At 62.4% G+C, this 25,693-nt stretch carries 28 protein-coding genes; 19 read left to right on the forward strand and 9 right to left on the reverse strand.

Annotated features, from left to right (window positions below; all coding sequences use genetic code 11):
• The first annotated feature begins 17 nt into the window (after positions 1-17).
• The 4 genes from ACXJ16_RS17780 (at position 18) to ACXJ16_RS17795 (ending at position 1,598) form a co-directional block, all read left to right on the forward strand.
• Entirely contained in the window at positions 18-371 is a 354-nt protein-coding gene (locus tag ACXJ16_RS17780) for a hypothetical protein (RefSeq protein ID WP_463922890.1), read from the forward strand.
• Positions 372-447: 76 nt separating this feature from the next.
• The gene (locus tag ACXJ16_RS17785; protein ID WP_463922891.1) at positions 448-858 is read left to right on the forward strand and encodes a hypothetical protein; all 411 of its coding nucleotides are present in this window, start codon (positions 448-450) and stop codon (positions 856-858) included.
• A 48-nt stretch (positions 859-906) separates the two neighbouring features.
• Positions 907-1,416 carry a hypothetical protein gene (locus ACXJ16_RS17790; protein WP_463922892.1) on the forward strand — a complete coding sequence of 170 codons (510 nt, stop codon included), beginning with the start codon at positions 907-909 and terminating at the stop codon, positions 1,414-1,416.
• An 11-nt stretch (positions 1,417-1,427) separates the two neighbouring features.
• On the forward strand, positions 1,428-1,598 hold the full coding sequence (locus ACXJ16_RS17795) for a hypothetical protein (RefSeq protein WP_463922893.1): 171 nt from the start codon (positions 1,428-1,430) through the stop codon (positions 1,596-1,598).
• Positions 1,599-1,631: 33 nt separating this feature from the next.
• On the opposite strand, the gene ACXJ16_RS17800 is transcribed toward ACXJ16_RS17795, so the two are convergent.
• Together ACXJ16_RS17800 and ACXJ16_RS17805 are read right to left on the reverse strand one after the other, a co-directional pair.
• The gene (locus ACXJ16_RS17800; protein ID WP_463922894.1) at positions 1,632-2,252 is read right to left on the reverse strand and encodes a UPF0149 family protein; all 621 of its coding nucleotides are present in this window, start codon (positions 2,250-2,252) and stop codon (positions 1,632-1,634) included.
• Between the two features lie 139 nt (positions 2,253-2,391).
• On the reverse strand, positions 2,392-2,781 hold the full coding sequence (locus tag ACXJ16_RS17805) for a hypothetical protein (RefSeq protein ID WP_463922895.1): 390 nt from the start codon (positions 2,779-2,781) through the stop codon (positions 2,392-2,394).
• Positions 2,782-2,931: 150 nt separating this feature from the next.
• Between ACXJ16_RS17805 and ACXJ16_RS17810 the strand changes: the two genes are divergently transcribed.
• On the forward strand, positions 2,932-3,135 hold the full coding sequence (locus tag ACXJ16_RS17810; RefSeq protein ID WP_463922896.1) for a DUF5818 domain-containing protein: 204 nt from the start codon (positions 2,932-2,934) through the stop codon (positions 3,133-3,135).
• A 52-nt stretch (positions 3,136-3,187) separates the two neighbouring features.
• On the opposite strand, the gene ACXJ16_RS17815 is transcribed toward ACXJ16_RS17810, so the two are convergent.
• Both ACXJ16_RS17815 and ACXJ16_RS17820 read right to left on the reverse strand, forming a co-directional pair.
• Positions 3,188-4,123: a fused MFS/spermidine synthase gene (locus tag ACXJ16_RS17815; RefSeq protein WP_463922897.1), complete on the reverse strand. Its 936-nt coding sequence runs from the start codon at positions 4,121-4,123 to the stop codon at positions 3,188-3,190.
• Positions 4,116-4,334: a hypothetical protein gene (locus tag ACXJ16_RS17820; protein WP_463922898.1), complete on the reverse strand. Its 219-nt coding sequence runs from the start codon at positions 4,332-4,334 to the stop codon at positions 4,116-4,118. Before ACXJ16_RS17820 ends, ACXJ16_RS17815 begins: the two co-directional genes overlap by 8 nt.
• A gap of 161 nt (positions 4,335-4,495) precedes the next feature.
• Between ACXJ16_RS17820 and ACXJ16_RS17825 the strand changes: the two genes are divergently transcribed.
• The 4 genes from ACXJ16_RS17825 to ACXJ16_RS17840 are packed head-to-tail and all read left to right on the forward strand — an operon-like array spanning position 4,496 to position 6,134.
• The gene (locus ACXJ16_RS17825) at positions 4,496-4,759 is read left to right on the forward strand and encodes a helix-turn-helix domain-containing protein (RefSeq protein ID WP_463922899.1); all 264 of its coding nucleotides are present in this window, start codon (positions 4,496-4,498) and stop codon (positions 4,757-4,759) included.
• Positions 4,760-4,780: 21 nt separating this feature from the next.
• On the forward strand, positions 4,781-5,089 hold the full coding sequence (locus ACXJ16_RS17830) for an alkylphosphonate utilization protein (protein ID WP_463922900.1): 309 nt from the start codon (positions 4,781-4,783) through the stop codon (positions 5,087-5,089).
• Complete coding sequence (locus tag ACXJ16_RS17835) at positions 5,089-5,394, forward strand: DUF167 domain-containing protein (protein ID WP_463922902.1); 306 nt, start codon at positions 5,089-5,091, stop codon at positions 5,392-5,394. The genes ACXJ16_RS17830 and ACXJ16_RS17835 overlap by 1 nt, the downstream gene beginning before the upstream one ends.
• Complete coding sequence (locus tag ACXJ16_RS17840) at positions 5,388-6,134, forward strand: YoaK family protein (protein ID WP_463922903.1); 747 nt, start codon at positions 5,388-5,390, stop codon at positions 6,132-6,134. Before ACXJ16_RS17835 ends, ACXJ16_RS17840 begins: the two co-directional genes overlap by 7 nt.
• Positions 6,135-6,258: 124 nt before the next feature.
• On the opposite strand, the gene ACXJ16_RS17845 is transcribed toward ACXJ16_RS17840, so the two are convergent.
• Positions 6,259-6,633 (reverse strand): ArsR/SmtB family transcription factor, encoded by a 375-nt coding sequence (locus tag ACXJ16_RS17845; RefSeq protein WP_463922904.1) that lies wholly within the window; start codon positions 6,631-6,633, stop codon positions 6,259-6,261.
• A 158-nt stretch (positions 6,634-6,791) separates the two neighbouring features.
• Between ACXJ16_RS17845 and ACXJ16_RS17850 the strand changes: the two genes are divergently transcribed.
• Genes ACXJ16_RS17850 through ACXJ16_RS17860 form a run of 3 tightly spaced genes read left to right on the forward strand, consistent with a single transcriptional unit; the run spans position 6,792 to position 9,764 of the window.
• The gene (locus ACXJ16_RS17850) at positions 6,792-8,741 is read left to right on the forward strand and encodes an FTR1 family protein (RefSeq protein ID WP_463922905.1); all 1,950 of its coding nucleotides are present in this window, start codon (positions 6,792-6,794) and stop codon (positions 8,739-8,741) included.
• Positions 8,738-9,016, forward strand: coding sequence for a hypothetical protein (locus ACXJ16_RS17855; RefSeq protein WP_463922906.1), 279 nt, complete (start codon positions 8,738-8,740; stop codon positions 9,014-9,016). Before ACXJ16_RS17850 ends, ACXJ16_RS17855 begins: the two co-directional genes overlap by 4 nt.
• Before the next feature lie 55 nt (positions 9,017-9,071).
• Positions 9,072-9,764 carry a hypothetical protein gene (locus ACXJ16_RS17860; RefSeq protein ID WP_463922907.1) on the forward strand — a complete coding sequence of 231 codons (693 nt, stop codon included), beginning with the start codon at positions 9,072-9,074 and terminating at the stop codon, positions 9,762-9,764.
• A 108-nt stretch (positions 9,765-9,872) separates the two neighbouring features.
• Here the strand turns inward: ACXJ16_RS17860 and ACXJ16_RS17865 are convergent, their stop codons facing one another.
• From ACXJ16_RS17865 to ACXJ16_RS17875, 3 genes are read right to left on the reverse strand one after another with little or no spacing between them, the layout of a single operon-like run.
• Positions 9,873-12,305 carry an AAA family ATPase gene (locus ACXJ16_RS17865; RefSeq protein WP_463922909.1) on the reverse strand — a complete coding sequence of 811 codons (2,433 nt, stop codon included), beginning with the start codon at positions 12,303-12,305 and terminating at the stop codon, positions 9,873-9,875.
• Positions 12,302-12,931: a hypothetical protein gene (locus tag ACXJ16_RS17870; protein WP_463922911.1), complete on the reverse strand. Its 630-nt coding sequence runs from the start codon at positions 12,929-12,931 to the stop codon at positions 12,302-12,304. Before ACXJ16_RS17870 ends, ACXJ16_RS17865 begins: the two co-directional genes overlap by 4 nt.
• Entirely contained in the window at positions 12,928-14,685 is a 1,758-nt protein-coding gene (locus ACXJ16_RS17875; protein WP_463922912.1) for an SIR2 family protein, read from the reverse strand. Before ACXJ16_RS17875 ends, ACXJ16_RS17870 begins: the two co-directional genes overlap by 4 nt.
• 495 nt (positions 14,686-15,180) lie before the next feature.
• On the opposite strand from ACXJ16_RS17875, the gene ACXJ16_RS17880 reads away from it, so the two are divergent.
• The 3 genes from ACXJ16_RS17880 to ACXJ16_RS17890 all read left to right on the forward strand — a co-directional run bounded on the left by ACXJ16_RS17880 (position 15,181) and on the right by ACXJ16_RS17890 (position 18,841).
• Positions 15,181-16,497 (forward strand): hypothetical protein, encoded by a 1,317-nt coding sequence (locus tag ACXJ16_RS17880; RefSeq protein ID WP_463922913.1) that lies wholly within the window; start codon positions 15,181-15,183, stop codon positions 16,495-16,497.
• 757 nt (positions 16,498-17,254) lie between these two features.
• On the forward strand, positions 17,255-17,746 hold the full coding sequence (locus ACXJ16_RS17885; protein WP_463922914.1) for a DUF736 domain-containing protein: 492 nt from the start codon (positions 17,255-17,257) through the stop codon (positions 17,744-17,746).
• An 81-nt stretch (positions 17,747-17,827) separates the two neighbouring features.
• Positions 17,828-18,841, forward strand: coding sequence for a DUF2493 domain-containing protein (locus ACXJ16_RS17890; RefSeq protein ID WP_463922915.1), 1,014 nt, complete (start codon positions 17,828-17,830; stop codon positions 18,839-18,841).
• 150 nt (positions 18,842-18,991) lie between these two features.
• Here ACXJ16_RS17890 and ACXJ16_RS17895 read toward each other — a convergent pair whose 3' ends face one another.
• Positions 18,992-19,348, reverse strand: a complete 357-nt coding sequence (locus ACXJ16_RS17895) for a hypothetical protein (protein WP_463922917.1) — start codon at positions 19,346-19,348, stop codon at positions 18,992-18,994.
• 467 nt (positions 19,349-19,815) lie between these two features.
• On the opposite strand from ACXJ16_RS17895, the gene ACXJ16_RS17900 reads away from it, so the two are divergent.
• The 4 genes from ACXJ16_RS17900 to ACXJ16_RS17915 are packed head-to-tail and all read left to right on the forward strand — an operon-like array spanning position 19,816 to position 25,673.
• A complete protein-coding gene (locus tag ACXJ16_RS17900; protein ID WP_463922918.1) occupies positions 19,816-20,118 on the forward strand; it encodes a hypothetical protein in 303 nt (100 codons plus the stop codon).
• Positions 20,115-22,163, forward strand: a complete 2,049-nt coding sequence (locus ACXJ16_RS17905; protein ID WP_463922919.1) for a type IV secretion system DNA-binding domain-containing protein — start codon at positions 20,115-20,117, stop codon at positions 22,161-22,163. Before ACXJ16_RS17900 ends, ACXJ16_RS17905 begins: the two co-directional genes overlap by 4 nt.
• Positions 22,160-25,135 (forward strand): MobF family relaxase, encoded by a 2,976-nt coding sequence (gene mobF, locus ACXJ16_RS17910; protein WP_463922920.1) that lies wholly within the window; start codon positions 22,160-22,162, stop codon positions 25,133-25,135. Before ACXJ16_RS17905 ends, mobF begins: the two co-directional genes overlap by 4 nt.
• Positions 25,125-25,673 (forward strand): restriction endonuclease, encoded by a 549-nt coding sequence (locus tag ACXJ16_RS17915; protein WP_463922921.1) that lies wholly within the window; start codon positions 25,125-25,127, stop codon positions 25,671-25,673. The genes mobF and ACXJ16_RS17915 overlap by 11 nt, the downstream gene beginning before the upstream one ends.
• The last annotated feature ends 20 nt before the right edge of the window (positions 25,674-25,693 follow it).

The following is a 25,693-nucleotide window of genomic DNA, read 5'->3' on the forward strand; positions in this document are numbered from 1 at the left end:
AATCAAGGAACAGGGAAATGTCCAACAGCGCCACAAGTCGGTCCGCCGGCCAGGCAGATCCAACGCCACTGGCGGAGCCATATCTCGAACTGACCGAGGAAGAATTCCTCGATCGCTTCCAGCCGCTCCCGAACCATCTTTCCGACACCGCCGGATTTGATTTCGGGGAAGGGGGATGCCTCTTCGAGGCCTCGAGCCCGGAACTTGCCTTCGTTCGCGCGCAGCCACCCGCAAAGGTCTGGACGATCGTGGAGGGAGACGATGGCATGGAGATCACCGACGGCCTGCATATCGTCAACCGCCTCGGCTATCTGGTGACCGCCCGGTGCTGCCCTGCGAACACCACCATCAGCGTCTCCCTCGAGGGATGACCACAGTCAAGCCAGGTCGCGCTTCGTCGACCAATCGACCTTTCCAGTTTGAGTCTGTCGCTTCAGGAGCGCGATCATGTCTGAACCTCTCCGTGCGCCGTTCGCGGCCGCAAACGATGATGCCGTCCATGCCAAGCTGTCCGATACTCCCGTGGTTGCCGCCTGGGGCATGGGTGTCGACAGCACCGCAATGATCATAGAGTGGGTCAAGCAGGGCCTGCCCTTGTCAGTCGTCCTCACGGCCGACACAGGGGTAGAGCGCGAGGAGACCTACGCCTATCTTCCGATCTTCCAGCGCTGGATGGACAGGCATCATATCGAACATCATGTCGTGCGCTATGTCCCCAAGCGCTTCAAACACTGGCCGCCTTACTTCTCGCTGCTTGAAAATTGCCTCACCAACGCGACGCTGCCGTCGATCAGCTTTGGTCGTCATTCCTGTTCGCAAAAATGGAAGATTCAGCCTCAAGATCAATGGGTTGAATGATGGACTCCCGCCCAGCAAATATGGGCCAGAGGAGGTCGTGTTGTAAAGTTGATCGGCTATGATAGCTCCCCAGCCGACAGTCGGCGCTATGCCCATCGCGAAGGTCATATCAGCGACCGCTATGATTATCACTACCCCTTGCGCGAATGGGATTGGGATCGGGAGGCCTGTATCAGGCGTATTCGCGCTGAGGGCCTGCCCGTGCCGATCAAATCGGCCTGCTGGCTTTGCCTGGCCCAAAAATCGACCGAGTTGATGACGCTGCCCCCGTGGTGCCTCAGGCTCATCGTGCTGGTCGAGGCGCGCGCCGCTCCACGTCTTGTGACCGTCGAGGGGTTATGGCGCAAGTCTACTCGCGAGAGGCCCGGATCCATGACGCGCTTCATTCGCGAACGCGGCCTGCTGCCAATTGCAGAAGTCGATGCCATCGTTGCCGGTGCGCCGGTTGATCTCATCGATTTTCAGCGCGTTGCCGCACAAATCCCGCTCGCCGAGCGCCCGACGATGCGTGACTGGATCGAGCGCTTCAACGATGGTGTGGTGCGGCTCGCTGCCTGACGATCATTGTCATGCTGCTGGCCAACCCGCTGCACCATGATGGGCCCAATCCGTCGGACGAATTTGTCCGAGGTGCCTTCATGGTCAATGCGTTCAAAAGGCACGATATCAACGTCGCCGAGCAGCGTCTGCTGGCAACCCGAGGACTCGATGAGCCGCGGCACGTCCTGTCGATTTCTTGAACAGGCGCAGACTCCTGTTTCCACTGTCGGCCCTCAATGGACACCGCAGCATTTCTTATATTTGCGGCCCGACCCACAGGGGCAGGGATCGTTCCGGCCGACCTTGGTCCGCCGAACCGTCGCAGGACGATAGACATCGTTCTCAATCCGCCACTGATGCAACATCTCCACCCAGATCGGGAGGAGATCAGCCGCCTCTGCATCCCATCGGTCTTCCTCGGACCGATCGAGATCGCGGTCGCCATTGGCGAAGTCCCGCAACGTGCCGATGCCAGCCAGCGCCGCGTGACAACCAGCATCATCGTCCGCTTCGATACGACCCCAGCCGGCCGGCGACAGCGCCATGGCTTGCGCAAACCCGTCGATCCACATCTCCCACAATGTCTCACCGGTGCGGGTGTCGGTTTCGAGCACGGGCTCATAGGCGCCCGGATGCTCAAGCGAATCGACAATCGCGTGATAATGGATCATCACGAGGTTGAGGAATGCCTGCAGATCTTCCTCGGACTTGAAGTCCGGTTCCCCATCGCCTTCATCGCCTGCCCAGATGAGTGGAACCCATTGGCCCGGCGTGATGAGGTCCGGGCTGACCACGATTCCTGTCAGGAACCCGTCCAACTGCGAAATCAGCATCGCGCCGGGCTGATCGAGCAACTGGCGGTCCAGCACGTCGAGATAGTCGGGTTCGCACTCCATGGTCCCTGTTTAACGCCAACCTCGGCGGCAGTCATCGTACCGCTGCTGACGGGTGCAAGACAGGACCATCTTCATTCGCGGCCCAGGGTTGCCATATCTACCGATCCAAAGCCGCCGAGATGACCGGCGCCATATCGACGCGCCGCTTCATGATATCCGTGAGCCAGACCAGATGTGCAGCGGCTTCGGCCAGAGGCAATTCACAGACCTCCCCGAACAGCTCCCTCTGATAGTCGAGGTCCCGCTCCAGTATATCGCGTAGCCGAACCCGCGCCGGGCTGTCATCCTCGTTGACCTCGGCATTCGCCTCGCGCGCCGCATCGAGAAACGCCTCGGCCAGTTCCTGGGCCTCATAATAGCCGCCGTTCAGCCCCTCGCTTGCGGCTAGGCTCGCCAGCCGCCGGCGCACCAACGGCAAGTCGGGATCCACCGCCGCGTCGTTCAGCGGCAGGTTGAAATCATAGGCAGCAAGAAAGTCCCGGATCATGCGGCCTTGCAGAACATAGAATGAACAATATTGCAACCCTTCTAATTCGCGTGGCATAGTCAATTGCATGTCCGGTTCTGTTTTTTGCGCCCGTCTTTTTCTTGTAGCGCGCCGCCCGAAAGTGGCAGCCGATGCGGGGAACCAGCACCGATGACCGCGAGCAAACCGCCGCTGCGACTGCGCGGGATCGTGCGAATCAGTGAGCGCGGTCCCCTGCTCGAGATCGATGGCGGTCCGATCTGGCGGCTCGATACGAGCGAAGATCTGGAATCCCACCGTGACCTGGCTGTCCGCGTAGAGGCCTGGCCTCGCGGGGCGAGTCTCCTCGAATTGCTCTGGATCGGGCCGGCCTGAGCCCTGCCAGCCCATGCAACCTTGATCCGGCCCACCTCACAGGTTCCAGCGTTCACTGGCCGCGACAGCCGGGTCCAGCGCAGCGCATCCAGCGCTGCAACTCCGGTGCGATTCGCCGCGCCTTTGCCGCATAGTCGACGACCTCGTGCGACATGAAATCCTGCGCCGAGCGACGGAGCGCCTCGGGCGAAGGCGGAAAAATCGTATCGGCGCTTGCAAAGACGATGCGGTTGCCGCGTCGTTCGGCGGGGATGGCGATAGCCCTCCCGTCGAAGCTGGCCGCAATACGGCGCTTCAGGAGTGTAAAGGCCGTCGCATTGTCGCAGAGATTTGCGACCAGGAGACCCTCGCTTCCGAGCCTTGACCGGCAGCTGTCATAGAAGGCGCGCTCGCTCAGCGCCTGCGGAAGCCCACGGCTGTCGAAACCGTCCAGGAGCAGCACATCGGGGTGGCCATTGGCCTTCGCCACATAGTCCACGCCATCGGCGCAGATGACCCGGAACCGGTGATCGTCCGCCGGCACATGAAAATGATCCCTGATCGCAATGACCTCCGGGTCGATCTCCACCACCGTGATGTCACAGTCGGCAAGGCAGCGATAGCAGGCCTTCGCGAGCGACCCGCCGCCCAGGCCGATCATCTCGATATGCCGGGGAGCCGGGCGGAAAAGCCGGAACCCCATCATCACCCGTGTGTAATCGAACAGGAGATGGTCGGGGTCGCTCAGCTTCATTCCGCTCTGCACCGTTGTCCAGTCGAACAGCAGCGACAACATGTCCCCGAACCGGAACAACATCGGTCCTGCCGCGCCGAACGGCGCATCGAGCGCTATCGGAATTTGTCCGGCGCCATCTAACCGGCCCTGCAGGTTCGAACCCGGCTGCGGCCGCTCGAACCGCAGGTCGAAGATCAGGTCGTGAAACTGGTCGAGATCGACCTCTTCGCAAGGCGACGCCTGTTCGATCGCGCGAACCACCGCGTCATCCATCCTGCATCTTCCCGGACGAAGTTTGCGCAGGGGGACCGGACAGGTCGCGCTCCCATCGCACGCGTTCCGCAGCGTTCAGCGCCTCCAGCCGCGAAAGCCTTTCGGCGTCGTCACGTCCAAGCGACTGCTTGGCCAGACCCTCGCGAACGAAATCGCGCAGCAGCATATTCTGCAGCAGGAGAAACCCCATGAACCGCGTCGCTGCCTTCATCAGATCGCCATCCGCTGTGCGGAACGAGAACGCGCGACGCGCTTCACCTTGGTGGTCACACAATCATACCCGATTTGATCATTGAGATGAGTTAGTATGTAGCACATGGAATATTAAGTTGTAAGATTGCATTATGATGTTTTATACATCATATGTCCTCAATGATCACCTCTCAGCAAATGCGGGCGGCGCGGGCGCTGCTTGGAATCGACCAGAAGCGACTGGCGGAGCTGTCCGGCGTGTCGCTTCCCACGATCCAGCGGATGGAAACATCCGACGGGCAAGTGCGCGGCGTCGTGGAGACACTGGTCAAGGTTGTCTCTGCACTGGAGCGCGAAGGGATTGAGTTGATCGGTGACAATGCGCCGAGCCATGGCACCGGGCGTGGCGTGCGCTTGCGCCACACCGCCTTGGTCCAGAACTGACAAACGAGTGGAAACGGACCGATGACCGTTAGCGGCGAAAATTATGTCTATGACGAGGAGAGCGCCGAATGGATGCCCGCCTCTGAACTGGCGGAGCGGCAACGCGCCAGCAGGCGGGTGGAAGTCCGTGACGCGGTCGGCAATCTGCTAGCCGATGGCGACCAGGTCACGCTCATCAAGGATCTGGACGTCAAAGGCGCCGGGCAGACACTCAAGCGCGGCACGCTCATCAAGTCAATCCGCCTGACCGGCGACGATCAGGAAATCGACTGCAAGTTCGACGGCATAAAGGGCCTGGTCCTGCGCGCCGAGTTTGTCCGCAAGCGCTGATGGCGCGGCGCAAGATCCCGATGCCGTCCGCCGCGGCCATTCGCGATCTGGCGGACGGGGAGGGGCGCCTCGCGATCCGGGCGGTGCCCAATGCCTCGGCCGACGCCATCCTTCTACCGTCCGATCACGGCGCATCCGCACTGCTCGTTAGGACTACGGCAACAGCGCAGGGGGGCAAGGCGAACGCGGCGATTCTACGGCTTCTCGCCGAAGCGCTGGACGAGCCGGCCTCCGCGCTTGCATTGCTGCGCGGCGGCAACGGCCGAAAGAAACTTGTTCGCATTGGGGTGAGGCCTCCGTGCTGATCCGCCAGGGCGATGCGCGTGACAGTCGTCTCGACCGGAAGCTGGCTTTCGCGCTGGCCGCCGTAGCGGGTGGACTCAATGCCGCCGCCTTTCACGAGGTCGGCTTCTACTCGGCCAATATGACCGGTAATCTATCGGCCCTGTCCAGCCTGCTGGCCATGGGACAATGGGCCCATGGCCTGGGCTATTTTGCCGTCGTCCTCGCCTTCATCGTCGGCGCATTGGTCTCGACGCTCGCGATCGGCGCGGGCCTGCGACGCGGTATCATCACCATCTACGCCCATGTCATCCTGGGGGAGGGCGCACTGCTCGCCATGCTCGCAGCTTCCCGCATGGCGCTGGATCGCGCGGCCGGTGTGCCCTTGCTCATCATCGGTCTGGCCTTCCTCATGGGGCTGCAAAATGCCATCGTGACGCACATCTCAGATGCTCGCGTGCGCACGACGCACGTCTCGGGCATGTCGACCGATATCGGCATCGGGCTCGCGCGAGTCATCGATATCCTGCGCGGGAAAGCGCCGGGGACCGATCAAGAAGCGATCATGACCCGGTTGCGCCTCCATGGCGGCACTGTGCTGTCCTTTTTTCTCGGTGGTGTCATGGGGGTACTCGCATGGCGTATCGTCGGCGATCTCTGTTTCGCCCTCGCTGGAGTTTTGCTGGCCATCACTGCGCTGGCCTCGATCGGAAGAGCCCCGCAAATGGCGGTGCAGTGTGAACCGCCAGACTGCGGCCGGTAAATAGAACGCAACCAGATATATGCTAAGCGTCGGCAGGCCTCCCAAGCGTCGCAAAACCATCTGTTTGTCGTCACTCCTGTCGCTTTACTGAAAGCGATCGAGAAAAAGGAAACGCTCGGTCTCTCTATCGTTGCTCGACAAGCGACGCCGCTGGCCTCGGCCGCCCGGTGCATTTGGCGAACAATGCAATGGCTTGGTCGCAAACCTTGCAATGGCCTTCGCAGCAATCGTGCATGAGGAACGCCACAAGATCGGACAACGCCGTTAAAATGGCACTGTAGATAATCGGCGGGCCCTCGCGACGGCTTTCGATCAAGCCGGATTGCTGAAGCTGATTGAGGTGAAACGATGGGCGCGATGGGGACGTGTCGCCCAGCGCCTCGCCGATCGCTCCGGCAGACCGTCCATCCGCATCCGCCACCACAAGTAACCGGACGATCCGGAGGCGGGCTTGGTTGGAAATGGCGGCGAAGGCAGCGAGTGCTTGATTATCGTCCACCTGTCGCCCAACAGTTCAAGTTCATTTGAAATATAGCCGTTCCCGGCGGACGGCGCAAACGAGGCGTTCGGATGGATAATCATCGGATCGCCACGCACGGGCCATCAAGCGGCTTCGTTTCGTGGCTCAACAGACTGCTTCGAAACTTATCCTCGCTAATGCGCCGCAATCGCGATACGTATTGCCCGCTAACGCTCGGGTTGCTGGCCGTCGCCGTCCTTAGCATCGCCACGCCTGCGGCGGCTCAAACCGCACCCGCACAAACGGCGTGGCGGCTGCTCGACTATATCGCGGTCGATTATCCCGAGGCGGTCACGGACGGGAAAATCGCCAACGCTGGCGAATATGCCGAAATGCAGGAGTTCTCCGCGACGGCCGCCAAGCTGATCGGGGAGCTGCCGGCGTCCTCGGCACGCGCAGGCCTCGAGCGCCAGGCCGGCAACCTGCAACGGATCATCGCCGCGAAAGCGCCGCCGCCCGCCATCGCGACGGCTGCGCGCGGCCTCGCCGCCGATCTCATCAAGGCCTATCCAGTGCCGCTGGCGCCGACGAGCGCGCCCGACGTGGCGCGCGGGAAGGCGCTTTACGCGCAGCACTGCGCAAGCTGCCACGGCGCGACCGGCCACGGTGACGGCCCGCAAGCGCATGCCCTTGATCCCGTGCCGATCGCCTTCGCCGATGAAGCGCGGGCGCGCGAGCGCAGCGTCTTCGCGCTCTATCAGGTGATCGAACAGGGGCTCGACGGCACAAGCATGGTGAGCTTTGCCGAGCTGCCTGCACAAGACCGTTGGGCGCTGGCCTTCTATGCCGGGTCGTTCGCCTATCCGGAGCGCGAGGCGAACGTCGGCAAGGCGCTGTGGGATGGCGATGCCGATCTTCGCAAGCGCCTCGATCTGGAAAAGCTGGTCGGCACGACGCCGGCCGCGCTGGGGACGCAAATCGGCGACGACAAGGCCCGTCAGCTCATGGCCTATCTGCGCCATCATCCCGAAGCGACGATCGCGGCCGAAGCGGCGGGAACGCTGGCGCTGGCCCGCACCCGGCTTGACGACGCCCTGGGTGCCTATGCCCGGGGTGATCGCAAGGCTGCGACCGATCTGGCGCTTTCGGCCTATCTCGACGGGTTCGAGCGGGCCGAGGCGGTGCTGTCGGCGCGGGACAATGCGCTGATGATCCGCATCGAGGGCGCGATGGCCGATCTGCGCGCCGGGATCGCCAAAGGTGAGCCGGTCGCGACCGTCAAGGATCGCGTCGCCACATTGGACGGCCTGTTCGCCGATGCCGAAACGGCCCTCGCCCCAAGCGAGGCATCGGCCACGTCGAGCTTCGTGGCCGCGTTCACCATCCTCGCGCGCGAAGGATTGGAAGCCCTGTTGATCGTCGTCGCCATGATCGCCTTCCTGAGCAAAGCCGACCGACGCGACATGCTGCCCTATGTGCATGGTGGTTGGGTCGCCGCCCTCGTCGCCGGGGCCGCCACCTGGGCGGCGGCGACGTGGATCATCGAAATCAGCGGTGCGAGCCGCGAGCTGACCGAAGGGTTCGGCGGGGTGTTCGCCGCGATCGTGCTGCTGTGGGTCGGAATCTGGATGCACGGCAAGAGCAACGCCGATGCATGGCAACGCTATATCCGCGATAAGCTGAGCAAAGCGCTCAACCGCGGATCGGCATGGTTCCTGTTCCTGCTTTCCTTCGTCGTCGTCTATCGTGAGGTTTTCGAGACGATCCTGTTCTATGCCGCCATTTGGGGCCAGGGGAATGGCGGCGCGGTCATAGCGGGCGCGCTCGCGGCCGTTGCGCTGCTCGCGGTCATCGCCTTCGTGATGATGCGCTACAGCCGCACGCTGCCGATCGGCAAGTTCTTCGCCTACAGTTCGGCGCTGATCGCGGTGCTGGCCGTGGTCCTGATCGGCAAAGGGAGCGCCGCGCTGCAAGAAGCCGGCTATCTCCCCGTCACCCCGTGGCCGGGGCTTCCCCGAAGCGAGTTGCTGGGGATCTACCCGACGCGGGAGACGATCGTGGCGCAGCTCGTCATGGCCGTGCTGCTGATCGCCGGCTTCCTGTGGAACCGGCGCAGCGCCGCAAAGGCGGGGGAGACGCCGGCATGACGATCGCAACCACGCGCGACCATCTCAAAACGCACCAGGTCGCAATCTACTTCGCGGCGGTGATCGCGGGCGACGCGAGGGCCAAGCGACGCAAGCTGGACCCGAAACTCCGCGTCGCCATCTTTGCCCTGCTCGGTCTGACCGACGAGACTAAGGGGAGAGGGATCAGCCTCGTTTTCACTAATGCCGCGCTCGAGACAATGGGTGTACCGGTCTTCCGACTACCGCCCTGGCGCGGCCTGGGTCATGATGGCACGTGCACGCGCAACCCGTAATGATCGCAGACCACGACTCTTGACCCAGGATATGCCGCCGCCGAGGCCACCCTTCATGTCCGAGCTTGTCGGTACCCTCATAACCCCTGTCGTGATCTTCTACGTGGCGGGATGCCTTTTGAGCTTCGGCTATTTCCAGGGGATCAGCCCTGCTTTGCTGACGGTCTTCACACCCACCGAACTTGCGATGGCAGGGCTGGCCCGTATCACGGCGAGTCTGGCGAGTCTGTCGGTGTTCGCAATGTTCCTGGCCCTGATTGCAGCGGCTATAGCGCGGCGCGTTTCGACTTCGAGGCCAAACCCTGTATGGAATCGTCTGATCGGCGTCCTTTGCATTCTCAACACCGCCATGATGGTCTTTGGGCTATTCTCCATGGGCATCTTCAGCAGTTTGCTGGGCATCGCGGCCATCATGCTGATCGGCATCATCGGTGTCGCCTTGCTATTCGGATGGGAAGAGAGGTTGCGGGAAACGGCAAGGCCCTTTTTCTATGTCTTCGTCCTCATGGTGTCGCTGCTTGGGCTCCTCGCCCTTGGCGAGGGGAGTTTCACGTTGGCCATGACCCCCCGTTCGGCTGAAAGGATCAGCGTGCCTGTCAATGGTGTAATGCGTGAAGCAGCGCTCATGGCCTTGGGGTCCGGTGCGATGATCTACCATCTGGACAATTGTTTCTATGTCTCCGGGCCCCGTGGCGAAAGTCCTCTGAAAGTCAATTGTCGACCGCAAGGCATGGCTGCCAATAGCTGAAGCGGTAAACAAGGCGAATGCCCGCAAACAGGCACCAGGTATCTCCGCTTCGGTCCGACAATTCACTGAAAGGGACTTGGAGCGGCATCCTCTGCCTTGATCGCAAGCTCAGGCCGCCACGAGAAGCGCGGTCTCTTCCTTGAAGGCGTACCGGCGCGAAATGCAAACGCTGTCGCGGCGCGGACCGCGCGACAGTTCGAGCGTCAGCAGGCTGTCCTCGGCAAAGGCGGGGCTGAGTTCAAGCTTGAGATACTCGAACAATTGCCGGTCGTGCACCGCGATCATGATCTGCCGACCATGCTCTTTCGAAAGCGTCCGCAACAGCGCGGCAAAATGCGCAATATGCACATCGTCCATCGACTGGACCGGGTCGTCGAGGATCAGCCAGGGCAGTTCCTTGGGCACCGAAAGGTGCAACGCGATGAACAGGGTCAGGGCGGCCGTGTTGAGATTGCCGGCGCTGAGCATCGCACCGGGAGTGCCGCCGGCCGCGCCGCCGTCGCGATGCTCCGTGATCAGCCTGGGCTGAAGCTTCTGCGTCGATTCTGACGGAATGCGAAAGGCCGGCACGAAAGGCTCGGCAGGCGCGAGCCGTACGAACAGGTCCCGCCAAACGCGGTTCAGCCTGTCGTTGAATTCCCGCCTGATGATCCCCGAGCGGACGCTATCGACCGTATTGCGAATCAGATTGCCCTGATCCCTCAGCATCTGCGCACGCTCAAGTGCCTGGTCCGCCCGTTGCCAGGCGGCAAAGTCCGTCGCGATCCGCTCATCGATCTCCTTGCGTCGCGTGAGCGCCGACCGGATCGTCGCGATGAAATCGCCGCCCCTCCGCCGCTTTGCCAGCCGTGCCTCCAGTTGCGACGCCTGACCAGAAAGCAGCGTATCCAGCCGGGACACGCCCGCTCCGAAGCTCTCACCTTCGGCCAGCGGATCGGCACCGACCGCAAGCGCGAACTCGCTCAGCGTTTCACGGGCGGCCGTCAGCGCCATATGACGCGTCTCTTGTTCCGTCACCGCCCTGCGGCTCGCCACATCCGCCGCGCGCAATCGCGCGCCCTCTGCCAGCACATCGGCAAGGCCATCGAGTTCTGTGATAAGGGCATCGACAGACGCAAGGCGCCGGTCCAGATTGGCCAGCGCTTCCTCGTCCGGCTTGCGCGTGCCGATCGTCTCGATTTCCCGCTCCAGCCGCTCGATGACGACCTGCACTTCACTTCGTGCCCGGCCCAAGGTCAGCAGCCGCTCGGCAGACGCCGAAAGACTACGCACCTTATTGTGAACATGGTCGCTCAGCGGCACCTTGCTCACTTCGCTGAATTCTCGGTCGCAGACCGGGCAGGCCTCATCCGTGATAAAGGCGGTAAGCTCCGCCAATGCGGACCCGAGGCTGCCGGCGCTACTCGCCAATTGCCCCACTTCGGCATCGATCGTGTCGCGTTGGCGCAGCGCAACATCGCGCTCATCCTGCGCAACCGTGTGGCGGGAAATATCTCCGCGGGCCTGGGTCACCCGATCGGTCAACTGCTTCTGTTCAATCCGCAGCCGGCTGAGCGCCGTGCGCGCTGCCTGTTCCGGCGCGCTCTCCAGTGAGACATCGGGGAGCAGGGCCTCGACCCGCGCCCTTAACACCGTGACTTGCCCTTCATGCGCGTCCTGCCAGGCCGCATAGGCCTCCCCACTATCCATATCATCCGACTGCCGGGCCGGATCGGTGCTCTCTGCCGCGCTTTGTGCGCTCTCGATCTCGCGGCGCAGCGCGGCAAGCTTTCGCTGCTGGTCGCTGAGGGCCGCAAAAGCTCCTGTCTCGCTCTCGTCCTTCAACGCTCCTTCGACCGCTTCGAGATTGTCCTCGCGGACCTCGAGCGACAGGCTCAGTTCGATCGCAATCGCCGCCAAATCCGCCAACGCGCTTGCGACCTGCTCCTGCTCGAGCTTTTGCGACTTGCGCTGATCCGACAACAGCCGATCGATCCGGCTCCGCTCATTCTCGGCCGTCTGCCAGCCATCGACTGTCTTGCGGACATTGCGCACGTCGGCGAGCGGCTTCAGGCCCCCCTCAAGCGCATCGAGACGATCGAGCCCCAGCAGTTTGCCCACGAACTGCGCGAGCGGGGAGGCGGCATCATTTCCTGCATCCTGATAGATCTGAAGCAATTGCCCCAGAAGCGATTGCGGCAGAAAGGCGCGCTCCCTGAAAAATGTGGCCTTGGCCTCGCCGAGCGCCGACAGCGATTCCACCCCGGAGGCATCGAGGACCGCCTTGAACGATTGCTCGGACTCTCCAAGCAGGGTCTTGACCAGCACGCTGCCCACCGCTGCAGAGCGATGAAGCAGTTGCTTCTCATAGCCCTGGTCCGCCCGTTCCAGAGATTGCACCCTGCCGGTCAACGCCAACTCTATCGCAGAAAGCAGACTCGTCTTGCCCGCTCCATTCTCGCCGTGAACAAGCACCACCTTTGCATCGAGCGGCGCGTGCACCTGTCCCCGGATGCTTCGGAAGTTGGTGATGTCGAGGCTCTTCAAAAGGAGATCGCTCATGATTGCTTCCCAGCCGCGTCCGCCTGGAACGCTTGATCGATCGCTGTCGCGACCGCATCTGTCACCGCCTGTTCGCCGTTGCTGGAGGCAGCGATGACGGCTTCGAGCAGGGCCTGGTCTAAATCCTTTGGAAGCGCCTTCACCAGCTGCTCCATGGCCGGACCGCTATCTGGCCCCTCGGCGGGAGCTACCGGCAAGGTAAGAGGCAGCAGCACGCGGATGCGGTCACTCAGTTGCTCGCGTGCAATGTCGTCGACCGGTGTGCCATCGGCATCGAGGGCGATCCCTTCCACCGGCAACACGCGGCAGGTCTCCGACAAAGCCTCAACGCCTTCCGCCAGGACAGCACCGGCAAGAATCAGCGTCACAACATAATGCGACCCGGTCACGTCGAGCGCACGGCTCAAGGCCTCGACGCGTTGCCGAACGCGCGCGCCGTCCCGGTCCCCGAAATCCCCCGTCGTGGTGTCGACGAACAGCACCAGATCGAGGGCCCGTCCTTCGCTCCCGCGCATCGCGCCCGTAAATCCGAACTCTACACCGGCGACCTTGAACGGCGTCGCGAGATCGACGTAGCCGGCCGCCTTCAGGCATTTCCGGATCGCCAGGACCAGCGGCGCGCTCACAGCATCATCTCCGTCGCGAAGGCCTGCTGAAGCTCGGCACCATCGGCACAGCGGTTGAGTAGCGCGCCCACGCTGACATGCGTTTCGCCAATATGGCCGGTTCGACCCGGCGCCCCCCGCACGCGCCGTGCCGACGCGCCGCCGCCGACCAGTTGCTGCCAGGCATCGTCGCCGTGGACGATGATCGGATTGTCGTTCGCAAAAGCGCCTTGCGCTTTGAGCGCGATGGCCTCGGTGGCGGATTTAACGAGAAACACCGGGCGATCGATGCCGTTGGCCCGGAGCGAGCGGGCGGTCATCGCGCCCGCGTTCAGATCATCGGTCAGCGGCGCCCGCAGTTCCCACTGGCCTGCGGTGCGCCCGTTTTGCAGAAGAGCCAGGGCTACGCCGAGCTTCGCGAGCCCCGAGCCCAAAGCATTAGCGTCCGCCGGCATCAACTGCGGCGTCGAACTGCACAGCGCTTCATAGCTATCCGCATTATGGGGCAAGGCACCGCCACGAAACAGGGACAAGGTTCTCGACCACAGCGCGATCGCCCGATTGACGAAGGCGGTCCTGTTCGTTTCTCCCGGCGCCGGCAAAGCGGCGGCGGCTATATCGTCCCGCAAATGCGACAGCGCCGGCGCGAGCGCAGCCGCGATCGGACCTTTCCCGGCTTGAGCGAGGCCAAGGTCCATGAGGCGCGCCAGCTTGTCGGTCAGCAACTTCAGAACCAGGGCGATCAGGACCTTTTCGCCCCATGACCGCAGCAGGGATGCGTCGTCGATGACCCCCATATTGTCATTATAGATATCGCCATAGACAAGCGTAAGGACGTCACGCTGCCCTTGCTGGATCTCATCCTCGCAGAAAACCTGCGCCATCGCATTGGGCGCGCAGGGCCAGGGCCATGCGTTCGCCTCCGCTGCCGATGCAAACACCGTCTGGAGGTTCATGTCCTGGATCGACAGGCCCATGACCAGCGTCTTGCTGTTGGTCGCAAGGCCCAGAATCTGATTGCGCATGGCCGCAAACTCATTGCCGACCGGCCATCGCAAGATCTGCGGGTGACTGCCGATCAGATGGCGCCTGAATATATCGGGCTCATTCGTTGCGTGGACGATACAGCCATGAAACTTCAGCAGCCGCGCGCGCCCTGGCGCGCTGCGCAAATGAGCGGGATCGACGACCACCTGCAATATGCCAGGCACGCCATTGCCCAACCGTTCGACCGCCGCTTCGATGAACCCGTCCCAGTTGGCTGACGCCACCGTCTGTACCGCCCCTTCGAGAATAAGAATGGCGATGCAAAGATGCTCCGCAGCCGGGGCGGCTGAATGCTCGAACGCGCGCCTGATATCGACCGCATTCCAAAGCACATAATCGGCGGGCTTGCCGTTTATGCGTACATCCAACACCCGCGAATATTGGTTCCAGAGGCGATCAATGATTGCGTCGTGCTCCGGCCATGCAGCGAGCGGTTGCGCATATTGGGCTTCCACCGTCGCCGGGTCGATCTGCGCAAGCATCAGAATGCGCTGGAGCGCGGGCAGGAAATCGGCGGAGGTGGCGGGATCGACGACGCCCTCCCGGATATGGTCGAAGGCCCGCTCGATGAGCCCGCCGAGATTGGGGGCCTGCCGCGAGATGCCCGAACCCACCCACAGCGCGAACTCACCATTTTCGACAGCGTTCGCTACCGCCTCGAACTCGGTTTCGAACTTGGCAAGCACCTCGCGCACCGAAATCTGATTAGCCGTCGGAGGCAATGCCACGTGTCTACATCTCCCCTTGGCAGCACTGTCGCGCCACCTTAGCCAAGACACTATCTTTCCGAACGCTTTTGTCCAGCTTTGGAAAGACCAATCTGTCGATGACCACAATTGCTTCAGCAAGGTAAAGACATAACAAATAACGCCGCGCCATGAAAATAGGACGGGGGATGCGGTTGTTGGCTGGCCGCACAGGGATATTGGCGGGACCGACGCGCCGCCGTCCCTCCAAAATTCGCTCCTGCGCACGTCGCCGGAAAGGATATCTTTGCGCCGACGCCCTGTCGGATATGATGCGCCCATGCTGATCTCTCAATCTCCCGGCGATATCGCGCATCGACGCAATAGACCGCCCCTCTCTGAGATCGCCGGTGACTGAAGGCCCGGTCGATCCTCATCCGGAACTCGCACCCTTGCGCGGACCGGCGCATGACCTCTTCCGTCGGATGACGCTCGAGCGTTTTCGATGCCCTGACCTTATGGGGCCGCCCCCCGGACATGCGCCTGGCGACCCGTTGCGCGTCCGCCTGGAGCACAGGCGACGAAGCTGTACTCGCCGGCGTCTTCCATCTCTTTCAAACCAAGGAGTTTCTCTGCATCGCTTTTATGCGCGACGGGAGCGGTCGCTATCGGCCCTTCCAGCGGTCGCCGATGTTACCCTCGTGCAGAGCCGGAGACCTCGCCATCGCGCACGACCTCGGCGCGGGCTTCGCCCAAGCCGCGGGCGAGACTGAACCCGATGCGTTGCCCGCCGGAATCGACCTGTTCACGCCGGCTCCGGGTGTGACGCGCTTTCATCCCGCCTTCGAGATGCTGCGTGATGGCTTCAATCAGCGCTCGGCGCGGCAGTTGCTTGAATATATCGCCCCTTGGGTCGTCGATCGTGACGGCAATTTCGTGCGGGACTTTCAGACCAGCGGCTATAGTGCGCGGGTTTGGGAACTCTATCTTTGGACCGCTTTCATGGCCCTCGGCTTCGAGATCGACGTCGGTTGCGCGGTTCCAGACTTCCGCTTGGTGAAGCAGCGGCAGACGCTGTTCGTCGAAGCGACCACCGCCAATGGCCCTGACCCATTCCTCTCCGCCATGGCACCGGGCGAACCTCGCTTACCGGACGGCGACCTTGCCGCCTTTCTCGAACATGAGATGCCGATCATCTTTGGTTCGCCGCTCTTTTCCAAGCTCCAAAAGCGATATTGGACGCAGCCGCATGTCGCGGGTCATCCCTTGATCCTCGCCATAGCGGATTTCCATTCGCCAGCGTCCATGCGTTGGTCCCACACCGCGTTACCGTTCCTCCTTTATGGTTTCGGTATCGATTATGGCGTGAACGCTGCGGACGGACTTTACGGGATTGAGAAGCCCCTCGCCCAGCATATCGGCCGCAAAACGATCCCAAGCAACTTCTTTGCCCAGCCCGGGACCGAGCATATCTCCGCCGTGCTATCTTCCAATGCCGGAACCATCGTGAAGTTCAGCCGCATGGGATTGCGGGCAGGCTTTGGTGATCCGTGGGTCAGTCTAGTGCGCAAGGGCGTCCTCGATAATCCCACCGGCGGCTTCGAAGGAATCCCCTTCAATATCGATGTGGAAAGCCCTGACTATGAGGAGGGATGGGCTGATGAACTCCATCTCTATCATAATCCCAATGCTCTCCACCCCGTCGACGAATCCCTGTTTCCCGGTTATTGCCCACATCGGCGTGCAAGAAGGCGAGCGCCTCATCAGAACGCCAGCCACACAGGTCCTGTGGTCCCACACGGTCTCCCACGATTTCCTCCGTCGCACCGCCGGTCGGCCGCAGGGATGGGATGAAGGGACCCAGCTATAGTGGGGCAAGCGGATCAGTCCGGGAACCGGGATCGGTATTAACAGGGCGGATGCCCGCAAGGGCGGGCACCGGGCTCTATCTCCGCTTCGCTCCGACCAAGCCCCCTTCGGGGTCTTGTCCGCTGCGCGGTCACGATCCCTTCCGCGGGGGTGTGGGCAGGAAAGGTGGCATGCAAGAGCCCCCGCATTGAGGCACGACCTGTGCTTCTGCAGGCTTCGCCTAAGGAATCGCGCTAGTCGCGCGATGCGGATCGTGGAGCCAGCAGACAAGCCATCACCCCCTTCGCCGCCTCCGCAGGATCCGCGCGTTGCAGAACCGGTTTCGGACACAACGAGTTGCGTCGGGACCAAGCTGCGCTAGGCGAAAAGGGGCCGGCGACGTTTGTCTGTTTTCAACAGAAGCGCCGGCCCCTTTTCACCAAGCTCCGCTAAGTCCCTCCCGTGCCTGTTGTGTCCAAGGGCCCGGTCCTGCGCCTTCGGACCTGCGAAGGCGGCTCCGGGTGCGATGACTTGTCAGCCGGTCCACGCTCCCTTTCCATTCAAGCGGAACCGACCGCTTACGCGGCCGGTGCGTCTTCGTCTTTTTTAGGCCGCTGGCGCGGCCGCTTCTTGCTCAGGCTCACCAGGTACGATGGATTTCTGTCAAGAAATCAATGTCATAGAAGTAATGGAGGGGAGGGAGTATGGTTCTAATGTGGCCGGGAAAGATGAACGGGCCACGCTACAGAGAAAGGATGAAGTCATGAAGATCGGTAGCTTTAAGTTTGACGAGCGCGCTAGCGATATTATCGGCAAGATTGCCACACGCGAGATGCGCTTTCCCTACCTCATCATGCGCCGCGTCGAGGATCGACAGAGCGATAGCGCCCCCGTCTATGAGATTTACGAGACGAACCGCGCTGGCGACGAAATCCAGATCGGTGTCGTCTGGGAACGCAAGATGCGCTCCAATGACGAGGTTTTTCTGTCCGGTATGATCGACGATCCGAGCTTCCGCGAACCATTGCCCATCGCCCTTTTCGGCGACGAGACCAACGGCTTTGACGTCCAGTGGCGGCGCGAACGGGAGCGCGAGGCACAGGGCGGCGGCTTTGGTGCGCGCAGCGGCGGCGGTCAGCGGCAAGGCGGTTTCGGTGGACGGTCGGGCGGCGGTTTCTCCGGCGGCAGCACCGCAGGGCCGGACGGCGGCTATACCGGCGGCGGGCGCGGCCTTGACGATGAGGTGCCCTTCTAAGGGCTAATCAAGGCGGGCCGGGGGAGCGCTGGAACGCTTCCCCGGTCCTGAACCGTCATCCCGTCACAAGGAGTGCATCCCATGAGCAAGCCAACGGCCTTGCGCAGTGTTAGCAGCTTTGCCGACCTGCCGGAACTCTATGCCGAACTTACCGCTACGCCCGATTTCGTGGCGTCCTTCGGCGATCCTCTCCCGCTATCCATCATCGAACCCGACGAGGAACCGGGCGAATTTTTCATGCCCGATCCCATCGCCGCACAGGCAGAATGCGGCGGCATCATCGCCGCCATTTTCGACTTGCTAGGCGATACGCGGCTGGACCCGCTCGCCCCGGAACTCGCATGGGGCTTCGTCAACAGCTTCCATTTCGTCGCGAACAAGCTGGAAAGCCGCGAGGACAGGCTGGCCGATACCCTGCGCGACATGGCCCGCCGACTGGAACCGGGCGAAGTGTTCAACAAGGAACTGGAAGACACCCAGCTTGAATGCCAGTCGGTCGCCGAACAGCGCGCCGCCATGGAAGCGATGCGCGACTATGCCGCCGCCATGTATCGCGCCTATGCTGGTCGCCCATGGTCGCCTGCCAAGGGATCGCGCGCGTCCCATGTCACCACCGCCAGCCAGATTTCGGCGCTCGATTTCCTCCGCGCACGATCCGAACGGCGGCGCGACCGATACGACCCGCAAGGCCCCGTCGTCGTCGTTTCCGGCCCGCAGGACTGGCACGATTGGCGCATCATCTGGGGGCGGCTCGACCAGATTAGGACGCGCATTCCGCATATGGTGCTTGTCACCACCGGGCAGCGCGCCGGAGTGGATGCAGCCGCAGCCGCATGGGCCGCACAGCGAGGCGTTGTCTGCATCGCCTTCGGTCTTTATGGGCGCGGCAACGGAAAAGCCTTCAAGCGCAACCGGAACATTGCCGAGCTTATGCCGGTCGAGGCGCTCTTGTGCGAAGGGTCGGGCATCCAGTCGAGCCTCTATGACCTGTTTAACCCGCAACAGGGCCACCGCGTCCCGACCCATGTTTTCATGCGGGCGGATCAGGAAGCCGATGTGCCGATCAAGCGCAAGCGGCGCGTCATAGCGGCCTGACCGTATAGACACCACCAGAAGGGCCGGGGCGGGTAACCGCTCCCGGCCCCTTGTCGTGCCTTTGGCACGAGCGGGGGAAACCCGAACGGTTTCCCTTGGCAGCACTCCTTTTGCCGGGCGTACCGCCCGCCAACGTCGCTCCCCTTTCCGCTAAGGATGCACAGCCGCCTGGCTCTCGCCTCCGGCATCCGATCCGGAGACCTGACCAGCACCGGACTTGCGCCTCGCCGTACCACCACCCTTCGTGGAGGTGCTACGCTCTGCCGGACTATCGACAATAGCAGGAAGCGCCTTCAAGGCAGTCAACGCAGCACCGCCGCCAACCCTGATCGCTTGGCCCAGCACATCGCGAAATTCGCGCTCGCTCAGTCTTTCCACTGCTAGCTCGGTCGCCAGCTTCCCATAATGTGAGCGCAACGTGCGCCGCACCGTCTCGGCTTCCCGTGCCAGATTCTGCTGATCGGCCTCAATCTTCGCCAGCCGCTCGCGTTCCGTCATCTTCGGCATTCTTCGACTCCTTACACAAGGAGGTCTGTCCGCCGCCACCGACTATCTATCAAGAAGCATCGCGGTGCAATGGTTTCCCCACAACAGGACCACGATCAGCAAGCCCGCTTTCCCCGATCGGGGAGGCCCGCCGCGACCGGGATCGCACGGGCGCAGCGGGCAGGCGCGCTGCGGAGAAGGCACGCACGCCGGAGGCGGGGAGAATGCACCCCACGCACGGGTGCTGCGGGCGCGAATCGCGCGGATTTCCGCCAGTTTTCGTTGGCACAGTCCGGCAGTCGCTTTGGCACACATCGTCTGCCAGTGGCAGCCACGCCGGATCATCGCTCGGCCTAAGCGATTGTTCTGCCGTGGCACTCAGTGGCTGCCAACGGCAGTTTTCATAAATTCTTGTTATTGCATAGTAAATCGGCTATAAGAGAAGCGCTTCACCACGTTGCTGGCGTGTCGGACAAGGAGTCCGCCGCTTGGCACGCATCACTATCCGCATAGACGACGACCTCTATGCGCGCCTTTCTGTTCAGGCGCGCAATGCCGGTCTCGGCGCCGCGACCTACTGTCGCGATATTCTCGAACGCTTCGAAGGCACCGATCCTTCTGGCTATCACGCCCGCTTCGACGAGCTCCATGCGACGGCCATCCAGGCCTTCGCGATTCTCGCCACGTCGGTCGGCGAGCGGTCCCCCGACATCCTCCAGAAGGGATTGGGCGAAGCGCGCCGACTCCTCCGTGAAAGGGGGCTGCTCGATCCTGAGCAGGACCGGTCATGAGTATCTTCCGTCACGACACGCTGGGCTCCTGGACGAGGGGAGGCCAGGCCATCGTCCACAACGTCCGCATGACCACGCAGGTCTTCTACCAGACCTTCCTCGCGGGGCTGGTGATCTGGATCGGCGGGATCATCTGGTACGCGCTCGAGAAATCATCCGAGTACGAACGCTTCGTTCTGATGAAGCTCGGACAGGCTGCCTTCATGGGGGATGCCGTCCCCGGTAACGTAACCCCGATCCTGTTCAAGACACCGGAAGGCAAACAATACTGGACCAGCCCTAAGGCGCTTCTCGATTCCGGTCTCGCGCACAAGACGCTCGAAGCTTTCGAGACCTATCTTCTGCACGGGGCCGCGATATCCGGCCTTTTCGCCCTGGCCATGCTGGGGTGGGCCTGGTTCTACTTCACCCGGACGGGAAGGGGCCTCGGTTCCAACCAGTTCCTGCGCGGCGCGCGGTTCGGAACGGTGCGGCAGGTGCGCCGGGCGCTGTGGCGTCATGCCAAGGGCAGTTTCGAGATCGGTGGTGTCAACGTCCCCGATGCCTTCGAGCCGGAGCACATCCTGCTCTGCGGTGCGCCCGGCACCGGCAAAACCAACATCATCGTAAAAATGCTCGACGGGATTCGGAAGCGGAAGCGCCGCGCGATCGTCTATGACACGGCCGGCACCTTCGTCGAAAAATTCTACCGGCCGGGGATCGATATCCTGCTCAATCCGCTCGACGCACGGGCGGATTGCTGGTCGCCCTGGGTCGACGTCCCGAGGGACTATCATTACGACCAGATCGCCGAGTCCACGATCCCTGACAAGACCGGCGATCCCTTCTGGGCGAAGGCGGCGCGCGGTACGCTGGTCGCCGTCTTGCGGAAGCTGGCTCGGCAGGAACGCACCCTCGTTTCGATCCTGCTCGACACGCTCCTGCGCTCCAAGCTGAAGGATCTCGCCGCTTTTGCAGCCGGCACCGATGCGGCGGCATTCATCTCGACCGAGGGCGAGCGTACCAGCGCCGGCATTCAGGCCGAACTCGCCTCCGTCATGCGCAGCTTCTCCTATCTCGATGATACCGCAGACGGCTTCTCGATCCGTGACTGGGTCGCCAACGAGAAGGACGACAGCTGGCTGTTCATCACCGTGAAGGCGGATCAGCTTCCGTCCCTCCGCCCCCTGATCACGGTATGGCTCGACATCGCCATCAGCGCGATCATGAGCATGACGCCTGATCGCAACCGGCGCCTCTATTGCGTCATCGACGAACTGCCGACGCTCCAGCGTTTGCCCTCGCTCGGCGACTTCCTTGCCCGCGCGCGGAAGTATGGAGGCTGCGGTATCCTCGGCTTCCAGAGCTACCCCCAGCTTGAGGCGACCTACGGCATCCAGGATGCTGCGGCCATCACAGGCTACTGCTCCACGTGGGTGGCGCTGCGGGCTAACGACACCCCCACGGCGAAGCATGTCAGCGAAAATCTCGGCCAGGCAGAGCAGGTCGAGGCGAACGAGGGCATGTCCTATGGTGTGAACGACATGCGCGACGGCGTAAACCTCTCGCGCATGCAGGTGACGCGGCCGCTGGTCATGCATACCGAGGTCACCAACCTGCCAAACCTGATGGGCTATCTGCGGTTCGGTCGCAGTTTGCCGGTGGTCCGGTTTGAGGACAGCTACAACAAAGTCGATTCCATTGGTGAGGCGTTTGAGGAGCGGGGCACTGCGCCCATTCGGATGGCGGTTCCAACGCCAGCGGAGCCCCCAACGCCGACAGATCCCACAGCACCGGCCAAGCCGAAAACGACCCCGGCGAAACGGCGGCGTGCTGTCCCCGGCGATCGGGGAGCCGAACTGCCTCTGGTGCCCCCAAGCGAGCCGACCGAACCGGCCAGCACGCCCTCTGATGATGGACCGGCGTCTCCTCCGGCGCAAAACGACCGGGAAGAGGACGCGAGCAACCCGCCACCACCACTCGAGTTGTTCGGGAAGCCGGCCGGCTTCCGTCTCAGCCAGCACGGCCGCCATGACGGGGCCCGCAATGCAGCGAGGCCGGCATGATCAATCCGATCCGCCTCAAGGGCAAGCCCGCCAACATCGCCCGATATTACACGGTCGGTGATTATTATACGAAGGGTGCCAACGAGCATTCCGAATGGGGTGGCAAAATCGCCACCGAACTGGGACTGGAAGGCGAAGTCGATCCCGTCGTCTTCAAGGAACTCTTGGCCGGTAAGGTCGGCGACCAGCAACTAGGCCGTCGCCGTAAGGACGGCAATATCCAACATCATCCAGGTTGGGACTTCGCGGTCAACGCACCCAAATCGGTATCGATCATGGCGCTGGTGGCCGGTGATGACAGGATCATCGAGGCCCATGAGCAGGCGGTCGGTGTCGCACTCGCCTATCTTCAGGAACATGCCACGATGCGGCATCGCGTCAATGGGGAGGTCACCGAGAAGACGACCGGCCGGCTGATCTGGGCGCGCTTCACCGAGCACGCGTCTCGAGAGCTCGACCCTCATCTCCACACGCACGTCGTCGTCATGAACATCACGGACGAACGGGATGAAGCGAAAAAGGTCAGCCTGGAAACGCGCGCGATGTTCGCCGAACAGATGGCGGCGGGACAGGTGTACCGCAATGAACTGGCGCATCTCCTCCGGGAGCGCGGCTACGATGTCGAGTTCGACCCGCGTCGTGGCCTGTTCGAGATCAGGGGCGTCCCCCAAGACCTGATCACCGACATGTCGCAGCGCGCCGAACAGATCGATGCTCATGCAAAAGAGCATGGCCTGACCGGGCAGGCGGCACGTCAGAAGTCCTTCTACGCCACCCGAGGACCAAAGCAGAAAACCTCCCTGGAAGAGCTGCACCAGCGTTGGGACGGGCGGCTCGGTCAATATGCCGAGACGGTGAAGAACGTGCGCGCCGAGGCAGAGAAGATCGGAGAGCGCAGTATCGATGTCGAGGCGCAGACGGCGGCGCGGGCCATGCTGTTCGGCTTGCGTCAATCTGAAGGCAAGGAGGCGGTCAACAATCTCGGCCGGCTGTTGCAGACGGCCCTGGCTTCACATGTCGGCGAGGTTCGCCTGTCTGATATTCGTCCCGTGATCGAGGAACATCAAGCCCGGGCTAAACTTCTCGAAACCCGGCACCGTACCGGCGACGAGATCCACACACGTGGTCGGACGTCACGCAGGACGGCGCGCCTCGAAATGGCGCTCTCCGATCATCTTGCCCTGGCCCTTACGGACGCCAACCCCCTCGCATCTATTGAAGCCCTCAGGGATGCAGGTCTTGCCCACAACCTCAACCCCGAGCAGCGCACCGCCTTGCTTCACCTGGGTCGGAGCGAAGACAGGATCGTAGGTGTCCACGGTGTCGCCGGCTCGGGCAAGTCGACCATCATCGGCGCATTGCGGGACGCAGCCGGTGAGGATGCGACCCTCATCGCCCTCGCTCCGACTTCTTCGGCGGCAGCGGAACTGGGAAAGAAAGCCAACATCGAGTCGCGCACTGTCGCCAGTCTTCTTGCGAGTGGCGGCGCGAGAATCGATGAAGGTCATGTCCTTGTCGTCGACGAGGCCGGGCAGCTCGGCAACCGCCAGGCGGTGCGTCTGCTCGAGATCAGCAGGACCACAGGCGCACGCCTCCTACTGATCGGTGACACCCGTCAGACGGGAGCGATCGAACAGGGCAAGCCGTTCTGGTTGATGCAACGCCTTGGCCTTCCCAAGGCGGAGTTGCGGGAGCCGGTTCGGCAAGAAACGGATAAGATGACACAGGCCGTGCGGCTGGCACGGCTCCAGAACTACGACGGTTCGCTTAGCTCGCTGGACAAAGTGACGACCGCGGACGACAGCGAAAAGCTTGCCGTGTCGCTCGTTGCGGACTGGACGCGCCTCAGTCCGGAAAGACGCGAGAAGACGAACATTCTCGTGCTTGAGAATGCGACCCGTCTGATCGTGAACACCAAGATCCGCGAGGCGCTGAAAACGGAAGGTGCGATCGCTGCCGAGGAAACCCGGCTGGCGATTTTGGCGCCATCCGGCATGACCGAGCAGGAGAAGCATTTTGCGCGCTTTTACTCGCGCGGACAGGTCGTGGTGTTCTCGCGCGACAATGTCGGGCTCGGGATCGCCCGGGACGCGGAATATAGGGTCATCGGTGTGGGGCGAGACGTTCGAGGGCGCCAGACGGTCAACCTTGTCGATGAACACGGCCGCACCATACAATGGGATCCGCGTCTGGGACGGGCCTCCCAGATCAATGTTTTCAAGGAGGAGCAGCGCGAGCTTGCAGCCGGCGACCGTATTCAGTGGCGTCTGGTCAACAAGGAACTGGATCTCAAAAACGCGGAGCGAGGCACCGTAGAACGTCTCGACGGTACGGTGGCCACGATCCGATGGGATCGCGATGGTCGGAGCCAGGAAATCGATCTCTCCCGGCACAAGAACTGGGACCATGGCTATAGTGAAACCATCTACTCCGCGCAGTCCAAGACTTACGACTGGGTTTATGTGTTGGCGCCTGTCAACTCGTTGCTCGTTACCGGGCAAAATTTCTACACAGCGATCACCCGCGCGCGATTCGGCGCCAGTCTGTGGACGGACAATCGCCAGAAGCTGGTCGAAAAGCTGAAGCAGCGTACGGGCGAGAAGACATCTTCGCTCCAGGCGCTGGGACGGATCGAGCGGGACAGCGTGAAGGGCCGGTCGGCCCGCCACGCCGAACGCTGGGACAGGCTCCGCGACGAACAGCGCGCCGAACGCGAGGGGCGCAAGGACAATACGGCGGCGCTAAGTGACTCTGCACAGAGTCCAAAGCCCTCGGGACTGGCTGAGCACATCGCCGATCGCGCGTTGTCAGCCGCGTCTTTCATGGACCGGTGGGTTACATCCATGCTCGAACGAAGTCCCCATCGAGGCGATGACCGGGAAGATGGGCGCGCCGCCGCGACGGCGCCTCAACCGTCTTCCGAGCCTGCCCATGCTCCTTCCCAGGATCACGGAGGCGGTCATGATCGCTGATTGGGCTATATGGCTTGTCGTCTTCGGGGCTGTGCTCCTTTTCTGGCTCATTCGTGGTTCGCAGATTCCAGTAAAACACCGATGGCGACGCCGTCAGGCACGCATCATGTGCCGGCAATTGCAGGGTCGCGACCGCTCTCAGCCTCCGGCCGTTGTTTTCGCCCGGTTGCGCCGCATGGATCCCTTGGCTTTCGAGGAATTGCTTCTGGAATGCTTTGAGCGTCGCGCGATCCACGTAGTCCGAAACCATCGCTACACCGGCGATGGAGGTATCGATGGGAAGGTTAGAATCTGCGGTTGGGTCTGGCTAGTCCAAGCCAAGCGCTACGCAGATACGATACGGCCGGAACATGTTGAGGCGTTCGCGCAGCTATGTACCGCAAAGAGTATGCCGGGGCTGTTCATTCATACTGGACGAACCGGACCATCGACACGAACGCTGCTCAATCGCCATCCTCATATCCAGATCATATCGGGAGATCAGCTTCTCGCCCTCATTCGCGGTGAACCCGTCCTGGTCAGGGGGAAGCGCATATGAGAGTCCCCCTTGTGCGCCCA

Source organism: Novosphingobium sp. TK71, assembly GCF_055361505.1.